At 67.1% G+C, this 14,914-nt stretch carries 13 protein-coding genes and 1 tRNA gene; 5 read left to right on the forward strand and 9 right to left on the reverse strand.

The window, feature by feature from the left end:
* Positions 1-10: 10 nt before the first annotated feature.
* From ACZ1JS_RS10995 to ACZ1JS_RS11015, 5 genes are all read right to left on the reverse strand, one after another.
* A tRNA-Leu gene (locus ACZ1JS_RS10995) sits at positions 11-97 on the reverse strand.
* Positions 98-182: 85 nt separating this feature from the next.
* Positions 183-1,187: a DNA polymerase III subunit delta gene (gene holA / locus ACZ1JS_RS11000; RefSeq protein WP_465166095.1), complete on the reverse strand. Its 1,005-nt coding sequence runs from the start codon at positions 1,185-1,187 to the stop codon at positions 183-185.
* On the reverse strand, positions 1,184-1,669 hold the full coding sequence (lptE, locus tag ACZ1JS_RS11005) for an LPS assembly lipoprotein LptE (protein WP_465166096.1): 486 nt from the start codon (positions 1,667-1,669) through the stop codon (positions 1,184-1,186). Before lptE ends, holA begins: the two co-directional genes overlap by 4 nt.
* A complete protein-coding gene (gene leuS, locus ACZ1JS_RS11010) occupies positions 1,666-4,227 on the reverse strand; it encodes a leucine--tRNA ligase (RefSeq protein ID WP_465166097.1) in 2,562 nt (853 codons plus the stop codon). The genes lptE and leuS overlap by 4 nt, the downstream gene beginning before the upstream one ends.
* Before the next feature lie 11 nt (positions 4,228-4,238).
* Positions 4,239-4,673: a DUF3576 domain-containing protein gene (locus ACZ1JS_RS11015; protein ID WP_056453460.1), complete on the reverse strand. Its 435-nt coding sequence runs from the start codon at positions 4,671-4,673 to the stop codon at positions 4,239-4,241.
* A gap of 255 nt (positions 4,674-4,928) precedes the next feature.
* Here ACZ1JS_RS11015 and ACZ1JS_RS11020 point away from each other — a divergent pair, with 255 nt between their 5' ends.
* Together ACZ1JS_RS11020 and ACZ1JS_RS11025 are read left to right on the forward strand one after the other, a co-directional pair.
* On the forward strand, positions 4,929-5,657 hold the full coding sequence (locus ACZ1JS_RS11020) for a hypothetical protein (protein ID WP_465166098.1): 729 nt from the start codon (positions 4,929-4,931) through the stop codon (positions 5,655-5,657).
* Positions 5,658-5,905: 248 nt separating this feature from the next.
* On the forward strand, positions 5,906-7,015 hold the full coding sequence (locus tag ACZ1JS_RS11025; RefSeq protein WP_465166099.1) for an ABC transporter ATP-binding protein: 1,110 nt from the start codon (positions 5,906-5,908) through the stop codon (positions 7,013-7,015).
* Here ACZ1JS_RS11025 and ACZ1JS_RS11030 read toward each other — a convergent pair.
* The 3 genes from ACZ1JS_RS11030 to ACZ1JS_RS11040 are packed head-to-tail and all read right to left on the reverse strand — an operon-like array spanning position 6,976 to position 9,961.
* Entirely contained in the window at positions 6,976-7,827 is an 852-nt protein-coding gene (locus ACZ1JS_RS11030; RefSeq protein WP_465166100.1) for a carbohydrate ABC transporter permease, read from the reverse strand. The genes ACZ1JS_RS11025 and ACZ1JS_RS11030 overlap by 40 nt on opposite strands.
* Positions 7,818-8,699, reverse strand: a complete 882-nt coding sequence (locus tag ACZ1JS_RS11035) for a carbohydrate ABC transporter permease (RefSeq protein WP_465166101.1) — start codon at positions 8,697-8,699, stop codon at positions 7,818-7,820. Before ACZ1JS_RS11035 ends, ACZ1JS_RS11030 begins: the two co-directional genes overlap by 10 nt.
* Complete coding sequence (locus ACZ1JS_RS11040; protein ID WP_465166102.1) at positions 8,696-9,961, reverse strand: extracellular solute-binding protein; 1,266 nt, start codon at positions 9,959-9,961, stop codon at positions 8,696-8,698. Before ACZ1JS_RS11040 ends, ACZ1JS_RS11035 begins: the two co-directional genes overlap by 4 nt.
* 178 nt (positions 9,962-10,139) lie before the next feature.
* On the opposite strand from ACZ1JS_RS11040, the gene ACZ1JS_RS11045 reads away from it, so the two are divergent.
* Complete coding sequence (locus tag ACZ1JS_RS11045; RefSeq protein WP_465166103.1) at positions 10,140-13,022, forward strand: TonB-dependent receptor plug domain-containing protein; 2,883 nt, start codon at positions 10,140-10,142, stop codon at positions 13,020-13,022.
* A 53-nt stretch (positions 13,023-13,075) separates the two neighbouring features.
* Positions 13,076-13,834, forward strand: a complete 759-nt coding sequence (locus ACZ1JS_RS11050) for a glycosyltransferase family 2 protein (RefSeq protein WP_465166104.1) — start codon at positions 13,076-13,078, stop codon at positions 13,832-13,834.
* Here ACZ1JS_RS11050 and ACZ1JS_RS11055 read toward each other — a convergent pair.
* A complete protein-coding gene (locus ACZ1JS_RS11055) occupies positions 13,780-14,454 on the reverse strand; it encodes a DUF1826 domain-containing protein (RefSeq protein WP_465166105.1) in 675 nt (224 codons plus the stop codon). The genes ACZ1JS_RS11050 and ACZ1JS_RS11055 overlap by 55 nt on opposite strands.
* 78 nt (positions 14,455-14,532) lie before the next feature.
* Between ACZ1JS_RS11055 and ACZ1JS_RS11060 the strand changes: the two genes are divergently transcribed.
* Positions 14,533-14,865 (forward strand): hypothetical protein, encoded by a 333-nt coding sequence (locus tag ACZ1JS_RS11060; protein ID WP_465166106.1) that lies wholly within the window; start codon positions 14,533-14,535, stop codon positions 14,863-14,865.
* The last annotated feature ends 49 nt before the right edge of the window (positions 14,866-14,914 follow it).

A 14,914-nucleotide genomic window follows, 5' to 3' on the forward strand; every position in this document is an offset into this window, starting at 1 on the left:
CGGGGGAGAATGGTGCGGTCGAGAAGACTCGAACTTCCACGGCCTTTCGGCCACAACGACCTCAACGTTGCGCGTCTACCAGTTCCGCCACGACCGCACGTGAACACCTTGGGGCTGGCCCCTTGGCTGGCAGGAGCGTGCCCCTAGCAGCGCGTTTGCGGTCGTGCAAATGCTTTTATGGATTATTTGCCGCGGGCCGCTGCGCGGGCGATGGCGACGGCTTCGGCGGCGGTCATCACCTCGCCCAGACCGCTGCCCGACAGTGCCGCGCGCTCGGCATCGCGGACGCGTTCCAGCGCGCGGGCAAGGCGGGCTGCGTCCCAGCGGCGCAGCGCCGTCGCGGTCGCGGCCTGTTCCTTGAAGAATACGCGGTGGCGCTCCATCACCCGGTCGACGCTCTCGCCGTCGTCGATCTCGGCGCGCATTTCGGCCAGCGACAACAGCCGTCTGGCGACCGCGCGCAGTACCGGGATCGCGCCGCCGGGCATTTCAGGCAGTGCCGCCGCCGCCGCGTCGCCCGCGATCATCGCGCTGACGATCCCGCCCAGTTCGGCATCGGCGATCGACGCACCGATCGCATCGAACGCTTCCCCATCGGCATCGCGCGGCCGCTCCGGCGATGCGTCCAGATACAGCGCAAGCTTCTCGATCTCGCTGGCCAGCACCGCGCGGTCGCCCGCCGTCACCGCCGCCAGCCGGTCGGGCACGTCGCCCAGCAGCCGCAGTCCCTGATCGCGCGCCATCGCCACCGCCAGCTTCGCCGCCTGCGCCGCATCGGGCACGTAGCAGGCGACGGCGACGGCATTCAGCGATGCGGTGACCAGCTTCACCAGCTTCGACGTACCCTTGACGCTGGGCGCGATCGCGGCGACCGGATTGCCCGCGCGTTCGGCCGCCAGCAGCAACGTCACCGCCTCGACCGATTCCTCGCCCATGCTCGTGACGCGGATGCAGCGGGCGTCGCCGAACAGCGACATCGACGCCGCTTCGTCCGCCAGCAGGCCGGGACGCGCCTTCAGCATGGCGCCGTCCATGTCGACGCGCTCGGCCCCCTCGCCTACGCCCTTGGCCAGTCGCGCGGCCAGCGCCAGCGCGCCCGCCGTGTCCGGCCCGTGGAACAGGTAGAGCCGGATATCGGGGCCGGGCCGGTCGAGCTTGGCCGCGACCTGCTCGGGCCGGAGCTTCACGAGCCCGACTTGGGGAGCGTCAGCGCGATCCGCGTCACGATCTGGTCGGCGACGATCAGCGACAGCCGTTCGAGCGCGGTGCGCTCCGCCGCGATCGTCGCATATTCGGAGCGGACCACGTCGATGCCGGCATCCGACCCGGCGGTCGCGTCGAGCGTCACTGCACCATTGGCAAGGTCGATCAGTTGATAGCGCGCGCGCAGCGTCCGCCGCTCGCGCGTGATCGAATCGTCGCGCCGCACGCCCAGCCCGGTGATATCGTCGTCCAGTTTGATTTCGAGCCGGTAGCGCGCCGGTCCTTCGGCACGCAGCCGATCGCGGAGCGCATTGGCGACCAGCCAGCCATTCTGCCCGACGATCGGCGCGACCTCGACCCCCGCCAGCGTCTGGCGCACCACACCGCCCTCGCCGCCGCCGTAGAGCGGGCGCAGGCCGCAGCCGCCCAGCAGCAAGGCGGCGGCGAGGACGGCGGCGCGGATCATGCGACGATGTTCACGAGGCGGTCGGGCACGACAATGACCTTGCGCGGGGCCTTGCCCTCCAGCGCGCGGACGATCTTCTCGCTCGCCAGCGCCGCCGCTTCGGCATCTTCCTTGGCTATGCCCTTGGGCAGGACGATCGTGTCGCGCAGCTTGCCGTTGACCTGCACCGCGATCGTTGCCTCCGCCTCGACCAGCATTGCCGGATCGACCACCGGCCATGGCGCATCGGCGATCAGCCCGCTGCGGCCAAGCTGCGACCATGCTTCTTCCGCCAGATGCGGGATCATCGGGCTGACCAGCAGCAGCAGCGCGTCCATGTCGGCGTCCGACATGCCCTTGGCCTTCTCCGCCTCACCCAACAGCGTGTAGAGCTTGGCCACCGCCTTGTTGAACTGCAGCGCGGTGATGTCGTCGGCGACGCCGGCGATGGTGCGATGGACCGCGCGGGTCAGGGCTTCGGGGCTTGCGCCGCCTGCCTGGTGCGCGGCAACCAGTTTCCACACCCGCTTGACGAAGCGTTCGGCGCCCTCGATCCCGGCCTCGCTCCACGGCAGGTCGCGCTCGGGCGGGCTGTCGGACAGCATGAACCAGCGCGCGGCATCGGCGCCGTAGCGATCGAGAATCGGTTCGGGATCGACCGTATTCTTCTTCGACTTCGACATTTTCTCGACGCGGCCGACAATCACCGGCTCCCCGTCCGACTTCAGAACGGCATTGTCACCGCTCTTTTCAATCTCTGTCGGCGCATAGTAACCGTCAATAGTCACCATTTCGCGCGGGTTGGTACCATCCCAGTCAACGATGTTTTTTCTAGTCGACCGGAAATACGTCTCGTGCGTGACCATGCCTTGCGTGAACAGGCCGGCGAACGGCTCCTTCAGGTCGATCAGCCCGACATGGTGGAGCGCCCGCGTCCAGAAACGCGCGTAGAGCAGGTGCAGGATCGCATGTTCGACCCCGCCGATATACTGGCCGACCGGCAGCCAGCTTTCGGCGACCGCCCGGTCGAATGGCTTATCCGTCGGCTGGCTGGCGAAGCGGATGAAATACCACGACGAATCGACAAAGGTGTCGAGCGTGTCGGTTTCGCGCCGCGCAGGGGCGCCGCAGGCCGGGCAATCGACATGCTTCCAGGTCGGATGACGGTCGAGCGGGTTGCCGGGAATGTCGAACGACACGTCCTCGGGCAGCTTGACCGGCAGTTGGTCGGTCGGCACCGGCACCACGCCGCACGCTTCGCAATGGACGATCGGGATCGGCGTGCCCCAGTAACGCTGGCGGCTCACCCCCCAGTCGCGCAGGCGCCATACGGTCGTACCCTTGCCCCAGCCGCCCGCTTCGGCACGCTCGATCACCGCACGCTTGGCAGCGGCGACGTCGAGGTCGTTCAGGAAGTCGGAATTCACGAGCCGGCCGGGACCGGTATAGGCTTCGGTCCCTTCGAATACCGGATCGACGTTCTCGCCATCGGCGACGACGCGGCGGACCGGCAATCCGTATTTCCGCGCGAAATCGAGATCGCGCTGGTCATGCGCCGGCACGCCCATCACCGCGCCGGTGCCGTAGTCCATCAACACGAAATTGGCGATATAGACCGGCAGGTCGATCGACGCATCGAAGGGATGCCGCATCCGGTAGCCGGTATCGTAACCCAGCTTCTCGGCGGTCTCCAGTTCGGCGGCGGTGGTCCCGCCCTGCTTGCACAGTTCGATGAACGCGGCAGCATCCGGGTTGGCGTCGGCAAGCGCCCGCGCGACCGGATGGTCGGCGGCGATCGCCACGAAGCTCGCGCCGAAGATCGTGTCGGGGCGCGTCGAATAGACTTCGATCGACCGATCGAATGGCGCGACCGGCGAAAAGGCGAATTGCAGCCCCTCCGACTTGCCGATCCAGTTTTCCTGCATCAACCGGACCTTGTCGGGCCACTGGTCGAGGCTGCCCAGCCCGGCAAGCAGATCGTCGGCAAAGTCGGTGATCTTGAGGAACCACTGGCTCAGCTTGCGCTTCTCGACCAGCGCGCCGGAACGCCAGCCGCGCCCGTCGATCACCTGTTCGTTGGCCAGCACGGTCATGTCGACCGGGTCCCAGTTGACCGCCGATTCCTTGCGATAGACCAGACCGCCTTTGAGCAGTTCGAGGAACAGCGCCTGTTCGTGGCCATAATATTCGGGATCGCAGGTCGCGAACTCGCGCGACCAGTCGAAGGCGAGGCCAAGCCGCTTCAACTGCGCCTTCATCGCCGCGATATTGGCATAGGTCCACTGGCCCGGATGGACCTTCTTTTCCATTGCCGCATTCTCGGCGGGCATGCCGAAGGCGTCCCACCCCATCGGGTGGAGCACTTCGTGACCGGTCATCCGCAGGAAACGGGCGAGCACATCGCCCATCGTGTAGTTGCGGACATGGCCCATATGGATGCGCCCCGATGGATAGGGGAACATCTCAAGGACATAGCGCTTGGGCTTGGGCGACGCATCGTCGGCGACGAAGGTCCGGGCATCGTCCCATGCCGCCTGCCAGCGTGCATCGGCCTCGGCGGGCGAAAAACGGGGGGTCATGGGCGCGTCGCTCAGCCGGTCACCGCCCCGCGGCGCAGGTCGCGCGCCCGCGTCAGGATGATGTCTTCCAGCTTCTGCACCGTCGCCGCCTCGACCGGCGCCTCGACCCACTGGCCGCCGCGATTGATCTGGCGCAGCGCCGCGACGCGCAGTGCATCGGCGCGCAGGTCCTGATCGAGGATCGTGACCGTCACCTTGGTCCGCTCGGTCGGCGTCGCCGGATTGACGTACCAGTCGGTGACGATGACGCCGCCGTTCGAATCGGTCTGGGTCAGCGGCATGAACGACAGCGTGTCGAGGCTGGCACGCCACAGATAGCTATTGACGCCGATCGTCGTGACCTTCGACGCGGCGAGGTCGCCGGCGACGCGCCCCTTGCCACCGCTGCATGCGGCCATCGGCAGGGCAAAGGTTGCCAGCAACGCGATCAGCAGCGGGCGGTTCATGAGCGGTTCCTTGACTACAGGCCATTACGGCAGTTCGCGCCGCTTCTATAGGAGGTGGCGCGGACGCGGCAAGCGGGTTGGTGACACGCGCCCGGAACCGGGCGGGCGCGATCGATTGCGGTCCCGGATCGATGCAGCTTCGCCGTTGGTCGGACAAATATGTGGGTTCGATGCAACAGGTCGCCGGAAAGCGACCGGAGCCGGTGGTGCCACGCAACCGAATCGTGGTAGCGCCATTGGCGGGGAGTGAGGGAAATGATGACGGGCAGCAGGATCTGGGCTGGCATAGGATTGGGGGCGATCGTCGCCGCCGGTCTCGGTGCGTCCCCTGCGCTCTTCGCGCAGGAACAGCGCGCACCACGTGTCCTGAAGCGCCTCAATCCCGAATCGATGCCGCTGGTCGCCTTCGGCTCGTTCACCCCGGCTTCGGCCGATCCCCGGCTCGCCGCCGCGCTGTCGCGCACCGCGCTGAACGCACCGGGCTTTCAGTTCACGCCGTCCGAAGGGACGGTGATCGGCAACCGTTCGGTCAAGGTCGCGGTGCGCAGCCGTACGATCCAGCCGAACCGCCTGCCCGATCGCGTCGCCGCGGCGGCGCCGGTACAGACGCTCAATCCGGTCGCCTATAATCTCGGCATGTCGGTCGGCTGGAAGCGGCTGGCGGTGTCGGGCGACATGACCCGTCTCGATCTTGCCGGACAGCCGGGCAGCCGCGAGCAGATGGGCGTCGGCGTCAGCTATTCGGGCCGCAAGTTCACCGGCCGCGTCGGCGCGAGCAGCGATCGCCCGCTCGCCGATCAGCCCGCGCTGATCGCCGATCCGTCGGGTTATTCGCTCGACATGGGCGGATCGTACAAGCTGACCCGCAACCTCGATGTGACGGCCGGTGTCCGCTATCGTTCGGAACGCGAACGCATGCTGCGTATCGTCCCCGACCGCCGCGACAGCCAGGCGATCTACGTCGGAACCGCCTTCCGCTTCTAAGTCAATTTAGGCTCCTCCCCGCTCGCGGGGAGGGGGACCGTCCGCGCAGCGGATGGTGGAGGGGGATCGCCACAAACGGCAGGGCGGCGCTTGCCGACACCCCCCTCCACCAGCTTCGCTGGTCCCCCTCCCCGTGCCGGGGAGGATTTCATGCGGCCCGTAACGGGACTCGCCGAAGCGCCGCTACCGCACCAATCGTTGCGCCGCCCCCAGTTACGCGTAAGTCGCTGTAATAGGCGGGAGAGATCATGGCGGCGGTCGACATTGCAGGACTTGGCAAGCGCTTTGGCGATACGACCGCCCTATCCCCCAGCGATCTGCAGATCGCCGATGGCGAATTCGTCGTGCTGGTGGGGCCGTCGGGCTGCGGCAAGTCGACGCTGCTGCGGATGATCGCCGGGCTGGAGAGTGCCAGTGAAGGCCGCATCCTGATCGGCGGGCGCGATGTCACCGACGTCCCGCCCGCCGAACGCGGCGTGGCGATGGTGTTCCAATCCTATGCCCTCTACCCGCATCTGACCGTCGCCGGGAACATCGCCTTTCCGTTGAAGGTCGCCGGCCTGCCCAGGCAGGAGATTGCCGAGCGTGTCGCCGAGGCGGCGATGATGCTCGACCTGACCGACCTGCTCGACCGTCGCCCGCGCGCGCTGTCAGGGGGTCAGCGGCAACGCGTGTCGATCGCCCGCGCGATCGTCCGCCGGCCGCAGGTGCTGCTGCTCGACGAACCGCTCTCCAACCTCGACACGTCGCTGCGCGCGCGGATGCGGCACGAATTCGCACGCCTGCATCAACAACTGGGCGCGACGATGATCTATGTGACGCACGACCAGCTCGAGGCGATGACGCTGGCCAACCGCATCGTCGTGATGAGCGCCGGACGGATCGAACAGGTCGGCGATCCGATCGAGGTCTATCGCCGCCCGGCCAGCATCGCCGTCGCCGCCGCGATCGGATCGCCGGGCATGAACCTGTTGCCGGCGATGCTGGCCGCGTTGACGCCGACCGGGGCGACGCTGCGCCTGCCCGACGGCGCGCTGGTGGCGACGGCGGCACAGGTGAGCATCGACGATATCGGCACCGCCGTCACGCTGGGCGTCCGGCCCGAACATCTGGTGCCCGATGACGAAGGCCCGTTCGCAGGCGCGGTCGAGCTGTTCGAACGGCTGGGGCCGCTATCCTTCGCGCATCTGGGTGCGCGCGGCGATGTCGACACGATCGTCGCGCAGCTGCCCGGCGATCGTTCGGTGACGCTGGGCGAGGTACTGCATTTCTCGATCGCGCCGCACGACGCCCATGTCTTCGCCGCCGACGGCCGTGCCTATCCCTTGACCCCGCCGCCGAGCAGCCCGGTCAGATAATAGCGCTGCAGCAACAGGAAGATCAGCAGCACCGGCATCGTCGTCACCACTGATGCCGCCATCATCAATTCGCCATCGGCGGCATGTTCACGCGCGATCGCCGCGACCGCCACCGGCAGGGTGTAGCGCTGCTGGTCGGCGAGGATCACCAGCGGCCACATGAAATCGTTCCAGCTGGCGAGGAAGGTGAACAGCGCCAGCGTCACCACCACCGGCGTCAGCAGCGGCAGGACGATCGTACGAAAGATGCGCAGCTCGCTCGCCCCGTCCATCCGCGCCGCATCGATCAGTTCGTCGGGGATCGCCAGCGTCGCCTGCCGCACGAACAGCACGCCGAAAATCCCGGCCAGCCCCGGCAGGATCACCCCGGCATAGCTGTTGACCAGCCCCAGATGGCGGAAGATCAGGAACAGCGGCAGCATCGCCACCTGCCCGGGCACGACCAGCGCGGCGATCAGGAGTTTCAGCAGCCGTTCGCGGCCGCGAAAGCGCAGCTTCGCAAAGGCATAGCCCGCCGGCACGGTCAGCAGCAGCCCGAACAGCGTGGCGAGCATGGCGATGCCGATACTGTTCCGCAGCGCGGGCAGGATGCGATAATCGAACCACGCTTCGTCGATCTGCCGCCGGACGAGCAGTTCGTGGTAATTTTCCAACGACCAGCGCGACGGCCACAGCGGGATCGGCAGCGTGCCCGATTCGCCGCGCGGCATGAACGACACGATGACCATATAGATCAGCGGCGCGACCGTCAGCGCGACCAGCGCGACGACCGCGGCATTGGCGACAAGCGCGCGCAGCTTCCCTACAGCCATTCGTTGCGCCGGCCGATACGGGTCTGGACCCAGGTGAGCAGCAGGATCATGACGAACAGGACGAAGGCGACCGCGCTCGCCTGTCCCAGGTTCCACCATTTGAACCCTTCCTCGAACATGAAATACAGTACCGTGATCGTGCTCTGCGCCGGCCCGCCTAGCGTCATCACATAGGGTTCGGCAAAGATCTGCAGGAACCCGGCGACGCTCATCACCGCCGCCAGCAGCAGCGTCGGCCCGATCGCCGGCAGCGTGACGTGGCGAAAGCGCAGCCACCGCCCCGCCCCGTCGAGCCGCGCCGCCTCCATCAAATCCTGCGGCACCGCCGACAGCGCGGCGGTGAACACGATCATGTTGTAGCCGAAAATCTTCCACGTCACGAAGATCAGGATCGCGGGGATCGAACTGTTCGGGTTGCCCAGCCAGTCGACGGCGGGAATGCCGATCAGCGCCAGGCCCCGATTGAGCAGGCCGAAACGTTCGTTGAACAGGAACCGCCAGACGACGGCGGTCGCGACCACGCTGGTGACATAGGGGGCGAACAGCGCGACGCGCCACAACGGCTTCCACCGCACCGTCGCGTCGTTGAGCAGCAATGCGGCGGACAGCGACGTGCCGATCGCCATCGGCACGCCCAGCACGGCGAAGATCAGCGTGTTCTTCAGCGATCGCCAGAACAGCGGCGTCGCAAGCAGTTCGATGAAATTGTCGATGCCGACGAAATGGAGATTGGCGGGATCGGCGAGCGCATAGACCGAATAATCGGTAACCGACAGCGCCAGCGCCGCGATCGTCGGGATCACCAGCACGATCAGGATGATGGTCAGCACCGGCAGGGTGAACAGCCATGCGGCGCGCGACTGGCGGGTCATGCGATCCGCCCCGCATCGACCAGCGCGCGCCGCTTCGCCAGCAACTGGTCGACGCGTTCGTCGAGCGCGGTCAGCGCCTGCCCGATCGTCTGGAGTCCGCGCACCACCCGTTCGGCGGCAAGCTGGATCTCGCCCTGGATGCGTTCCCATTCGACGACCGGCGGGATCGGTGCGGGTTGCGCCATCTGTTCGCGGAACGCGCGCAGCACCGGCAGCGCCAGTTGCGGTGACTGCCATGCATCCAGTCGCGCGGGCAGATTGCCGATCATCCGTTGAAAGGTCAGTTCACTGTCGCGCGACGTCATGTGCCGGACCAGCCCCCATGCCTCGGCCGGGCGATCGGTCGTGGTCGACACGCACAGGCTGGCGCTGTCGCCCGATACCGGACCCGGCCCCGTCGGTCCCGCGAGCCGTGCGGTGCCCCAGCGTTCGGGCGGAATGTCGGCGGCCCGGCGACGCAGGTCGAGCAATGTCGTCGGCGAACTCGGCCAGATCGCGAAATAGCCCTGCGCGAATGCGGCCAGCGGATCCTGTACCTCGGTCGAGGCGGCACGCGGGGCCAGCCCCTCGGCGAACAGATTGGCGTAATAGGCAAAGGCTTCGCGGACCGGTTCCGAACGGAAATTGCCACGCGTGGCATGGTCGCGCAGCATCGTCGCCCCCGCCTGCGTCATCATCGTCAGCAAGGCGCCGGGCCAGTTGAGCAGCATCAGGAAGACATAATTGTCGGGCCGCCGCCGCTTGATCGCCCGCGCCATCGTCAGCCACCCGGTCCAGTCGAGCGGTGGCGTCGCATAGCCCGCCTCCCCCACGATGTCGGTGCGATAATATTGGACCTGCGGCGCGACCGACCATGGCACCGCATAGTCGCGCCCGTCGATGCGCAGCGCATCGCGGATGCCGGGGACCAACCCGGCGGTCAGCGCCGGCGACGGCACCGGCGCAACCGCGCGGATCATCGCGAATTCGCGGATCCATCCGTTGAACAACATCAACACGTCGGGCAACGCCCCCCCGGCATGCGCCGTCAGCAGCTTCTCGTGCGCGGCAGTGGACGGCAGCGACTGGACGTCGACCGGAATGCCGGTCGCGGCGGTAAAGCCCGGCATCAGGAACGGCGAATAGTCGCCCTCATAGCTCATCGCCCAGGCGCGCAGCGGCGGAACCCCGCTCGGTTGCGCACAAGCCCCGATCGCCAGTGCGGGCAGCATGCCGAGCATGGTCCTGCGGGTCGGCCCGCCCTGTTCAACCTGGCTCTGCACGCCGCGACGATGCCGGATCGTTGCGCCGCGCGCCAGCGAGCCGGACCCTAAACACCGGTAGAAATTCCATTTTCCATGGTCCGCCGCGTACACAGCCGAACCCTTTGCGACAGTCGACCGTTTTGCCGTTCGACCAGAACCGACGTCCACGGGACGCGCTGGTCGGGGGAACCAACACATGCCGATCATCATCCGTCGTCGCCTGCTCGCTGGAGCGGCGCTGTTCGCCGCCGCGTCCGCACAGGCCCAGACCGCACCGGAAACGCCGGTCGCGAACGACGAGGGCAGCGAGATCGTCGTTACCGGATCGCGCATCGCCCGCCCCGATTATGCGGCGCCCAATCCGGTCGTGTCGCTGGGCGCCGAGGAACTGCGCCAGTCGGGCACCACCAATGTCACCAGCTTCCTGCAACGCGTGCCCGCGCTGACCAACTCGCTCGACAGCACCCGCACCGCCGGCCGCAACCAAGCTGACGGTGCGCTGGGACAGGTCGGATTGAACCTGCTCGACCTGCGCGGGCTCGGCCCCAACCGCACGCTGGTGCTGGTCAATGGCCGCCGCCATGTCGCCGGGCAGCCCGACACCGCCGCCGTCGACATCAACGCGATCCCAACCGACCTGATCGAGCGGGTCGACGTTCTGACCGGTGCCGCCTCCGCCATCTATGGCGCGGACGGCGTGTCGGGCGTCGTCAACTTCGTGCTGCGCCGCGATTTCGACGGCATCGCCGCGCGCGCGCAGGCGGGCATTTCGGAGCGCGGCGATGCCGGCAACCGTTTCGCGTCGCTGATCGCCGGACGCAATTTCGCCGAAGGGCGCGGCAACCTGACCCTCGCCTACGAATACAATGCCGATGATCCGCTGGCGAATGACGATCGCGACTATCTGACCCTCGCACAGCGGCAATATTTCGTGAACCTCGACGGGTACGACCCAAGCCGCCCGGGCAGCTACAAGATCGGCCCGGTCACCGACCTGCGCTATCCCTATGGATCGAACCAGGGCTATGTCGTGATCGGCGATCAGGTGTTTCGTGGCGACGGCGCGCTCTATACCCCCGGCCGGTTCCTGCAGAATGACGGCTATTCGATCGGCGGCGACGATACGCCGGTCGCGGGCTATATCGGCGACATCCTGCCGCGCACCGAACGCCACGCCGTCAACGCGCTGGCACATTTCGATGTTTCAGACGCGTTCAAGCTGGCGGTCGAGGGCAAGTTCGTGCAGAGCGAGGTGACCAGCTTCAGCGGCTATGGCGGCAATTATCCGGCGACCATCGCGCTCGACAATCCGTTCATCCCGGCATCGATCCTGACCGCGGCGCGCGCCGCCGGTCTCACCTCGGTCGATATCAGCCGCAACAATTTCGACATTCCCCGCCGCGGCGAGCGCGATCGGCGGCGGACGTGGCGCGGCGTCGTCGACGTCAGCGGGCGGCTGACCGATCATGCCAGCTACGACGTCTCCTACACCTATGGCCGCACCGACGTGCGCGCGACCAAGCTCAACGACCGGCTCAATACTCAATTCCTGAACGCACTGGATGCGGTGCGCGACGGCAGCGGCGCGATCGTGTGCCGTTCGGCCGAGGCGCGGGCGGCGGGGTGCGTGCCGGTCAATACCTTTGGCGGCAATACCGTCGATGGCCGCTCGTTCGGCTATTATCTGAGCAATCCGGTCAGCAACGCACGCATCGAACAACATGTCGCGACCGCATCGCTGACCGGCGATTTCGGCCAGTTCTTCGAACTGCCCGGCGGCCCGGTCGCCTTTGCCGCCGGTGGCGAATATCGCCGCGAATCGAGCCGCTTCCGTCCGGCACAGGCGCTGATCGACAACGCCTTCTACCAATATGACGAATATATCATCCCGACGCCGTCCGACGGCAGCTTCGACGTGTGGGAAGCGTTCGGCGAGGTCAATGCCCCGCTGTTGAAGGAGGTCCCCTTCGCGCACCTGTTGTCGGTCGGCGCGGCTGGCCGCCTGTCCGATTATTCGACGATCGGATCGACCCGCGCCTATCAGTTCAACGCGATCTATGCGCCGATCGCGGCGATCAGCATCCGGGGATCCTATGGCCGATCGGTGCGCGCGCCCAATATCGGGGAGATCTTCCGGCCGCAGACCGGCACCAGCAATTTCTTCTCCGACCCCTGCTATGTCGCCAATCGCAGCCTTGGCACGTCGTTCCGCGCCGAGAATTGCCGGACGCTGATCGCCGCCGCCGGCGGTGATTTCGCGAACTTCACCGCCGCCAACAATCCCGATGCGACGATCTTCATACCGGGCACGCAGGAGGGCAATCGCAATTTGCGCCCCGAAGTCGCCCGTACCTGGACCGCCGGTCTTGTCCTGCGTCCCGATTTCGTGCCGGGCCTGTCGATCGCGCTCGACTGGTACGACATCGACCTGCGCGACGCGATCAATACGCCCGACGCCAATACCATCGCGGAATTGTGCGTCGATCAGCCGAGCCTCGACAATGCCTATTGCGGATCGATCAGCCGCCGCACGGGCAGCGGCTACATCAACGGCTTCATCGTCCAGCCGCAGAACGTCGCCGCCTTCCGCACCGCCGGTGCCGAACTGAACCTGACCTATCGCTTCTCGACCGCCTCGGCGGGCGATTTCGACCTGCGGCTCGTCGGCGGCTATCTCGACCGGCTCGAACAGGTGGCGACGCCGGGCGCGGTGACCGAGAACAATGTCGATCAGCCGTTCCGCCCGCGCTACACGCTCGCCTTCTCGCCGACATGGAACAGCGGCGTGCTGACGCTCAGCTATAATCTGCGCTGGCAGAACGGCGTCCGCCGCTTTGCCCGGATCGATACCGACAGCAACCCCAGCCTCGTCGATCCGCGCTATTTCCGCTACAAGCAATTGTGGAGCCACGACGTGCAGGCGCAGTTCGCGGTCAATGACGACTTCTCCTTCTATGGCGGCGTCAACAATCTGGGCGATCAGCGGCCCGATATCGGGTTCGAGACCAACGTGCCCATCTCGCCGGTCGGGCGCTATTACTATGCCGGCGCAAGGCTGCGATACGGCACCGGGCGCTGATCGGGTACGGTAGCAGCGCTTGATCGCGCGCGTGGTTCTGGCATGGGGCAGACATGCTGCAATCCGCCGATCCGTTCGTCGCGTCCTACGACGTCGTCATCCCGTGCCATAACCGCGCGCACGTCGTCGCCGATGCGGTGGCGAGCGTGCTGGCACAGGTGCCGGCCCCGGAACGCGTGATCGTGGTCGATGACGGGTCGAGCGATGACAGCGCCGCCGTCATCCGCGCACTCGCCGCCGCCGATGCGCGCGTCGTCGCGATGATCCTGCCGCGCAATGTCGGCGCGTCGCAGGCGCGCAACAGCGGTGCTGCGCTCGCCACCGCCGACTGGATCGCGTTTCTCGACAGCGACGATGTCTGGCTGCCCGGCGCGGCACGCGCATTGCTGGGAAGAGTGGCGAGCGCTGCCAACGACATCGTCGTCGGTCATTTCGCACGGGTCGAGGGCGATGCGGATCCGACCGATCCCGAATGCGGCTGGGACGGCGACTGTATCCGCGCCGGGCTGGCCAGCGGGGGCGTGATCGGGCCGAGCTGGTCGGTGGTCCGCCGCGCGATGGTCGAACGGGTCGGCGGGTTCGATCCCAGCTTCCACAATTGCAACGACTGGGACTTCTACACCCGCGCCGGGGCGGCCGGGGCGCGCTTCGCCCGGATCGACGCCTGTGTCGCGCAATATCGCACGGTGGCGGGCAGCCGCCTCGTCAACGATACCGCGATCGGCGAACGCAATGCCCGCCGCGTGCTGGCGCACCCCTATCTCGCCGGCTTCGCGTCCGTCGAAGCGGAACCGATCGCCGCCGCCGGTTGATCGGGTCGCGGCGGGTCGATCACCAGCACCAGCCGCCGCGCACCGGTGCCCGCAATCGGCGGCGAGCGGTGGACGATCGGCGTGTCCGAACGGTCGCGCCCCTTGAACAGCGCGACGTCGCCGGTCGCGATCGAACGGATCGCCGCCGCTGCTGGCTCGACGCCCGCCGCAAGCGCCTCCGCATCGTCGTTCGCCAGCCATTGCGTCCCCGGCCCGACATAGGTGCAGATCATCCGCACCGCGACATAATCGGCGTGGAAGCGGCGACAGGCATCGGTCTCGACCACCTCCAGCCGGATCGCGACCCGGTCGAGCCCGAGCAGCATGGCGAAGCGTCCGGCCAGATCGGCGATATCATGCGAAAGCGGCGTCGCCACCCTGTCGGCATAGCCCGCCGCGGCCAGCGCGTCCGCGATCGGCGCGCCTTCCCCTGCCGGCACGACGACCGCGACGTCCTCGACCGTGTCGAGATCACTTGCCCCGATCCGTGGCGCGTCGCTGCGCTGCCAGATGGCGAGGTTGACCGGTTCGGCCAGAATGGCCTCGAGTCCACGCCCATGCGTGGTCCTGCTCGCATGGGCGATCGCGCGGGCAGGTTCGGATGTGATCGTTGCTAACATATGACATGTGATAACATATCGTCGTTGTTCGTCCAGTCTTTCGGTGACTTTACGCTGCGGATGCGATAGCATCGCGATGTGCTGACCCGAGCCTGGTCCCTGTTGCTGATGCTGCTGCTGTCGTCGCTGGTGCTGGCGACCACGGTGCATGCGCGCGAATCGGCCGGGCCGGCGACCGTCGAATGTTCGGGCACGGTCCATGACGATGCCGACACCGCCCCCGATGGCGGCGATAGCGACAAGGCGGCGCTACACCATCACGGCAACTGCCATGCCGGCGCCTTCAGCGTGCCGCAGCGTGGTGCGATGACGCTGTTGTCGCTGGCGACCGCCAAACCGGCGACGCTGGCGCAGGATCGCGGGCAAGCGTCGCGCGCGATCGATCCGGCGCTGCGACCGCCTGCGGCCTGACGAACGCCGCCGGCCGGTTGCGACCGGCCTGACGCAGTTCGTCGGGATT

This window comes from Sphingomonas sp. BL-S-05 (assembly GCF_055521695.1).

What these genes read in the sequence shown, in the direction of transcription:
- ACZ1JS_RS11025 (WP_465166099.1), top strand. Translation starts at nt 5,906, where the DNA reads ATGGCGGCGGTCGACATTGCAGGACTTGGCAAGCGCTTTGGCGATACG.
- ACZ1JS_RS11020 (WP_465166098.1), top strand. Translation starts at nt 4,929, where the DNA reads ATGATGACGGGCAGCAGGATCTGGGCTGGCATAGGATTGGGGGCGATC.
- ACZ1JS_RS11050 (WP_465166104.1), top strand. Translation starts at nt 13,076, where the DNA reads ATGCTGCAATCCGCCGATCCGTTCGTCGCGTCCTACGACGTCGTCATC.
- lptE (WP_465166096.1), bottom strand. Translation starts at nt 1,669, where the DNA reads ATGATCCGCGCCGCCGTCCTCGCCGCCGCCTTGCTGCTGGGCGGCTGC.
- ACZ1JS_RS11015 (WP_056453460.1), bottom strand. Translation starts at nt 4,673, where the DNA reads ATGAACCGCCCGCTGCTGATCGCGTTGCTGGCAACCTTTGCCCTGCCG.
- ACZ1JS_RS11055 (WP_465166105.1), bottom strand. Translation starts at nt 14,454, where the DNA reads ATGTTAGCAACGATCACATCCGAACCTGCCCGCGCGATCGCCCATGCG.
- ACZ1JS_RS11030 (WP_465166100.1), bottom strand. Translation starts at nt 7,827, where the DNA reads ATGGCTGTAGGGAAGCTGCGCGCGCTTGTCGCCAATGCCGCGGTCGTC.
- leuS (WP_465166097.1), bottom strand. Translation starts at nt 4,227, where the DNA reads ATGACCCCCCGTTTTTCGCCCGCCGAGGCCGATGCACGCTGGCAGGCG.
- ACZ1JS_RS11035 (WP_465166101.1), bottom strand. Translation starts at nt 8,699, where the DNA reads ATGACCCGCCAGTCGCGCGCCGCATGGCTGTTCACCCTGCCGGTGCTG.
- ACZ1JS_RS11045 (WP_465166103.1), top strand. Translation starts at nt 10,140, where the DNA reads ATGCCGATCATCATCCGTCGTCGCCTGCTCGCTGGAGCGGCGCTGTTC.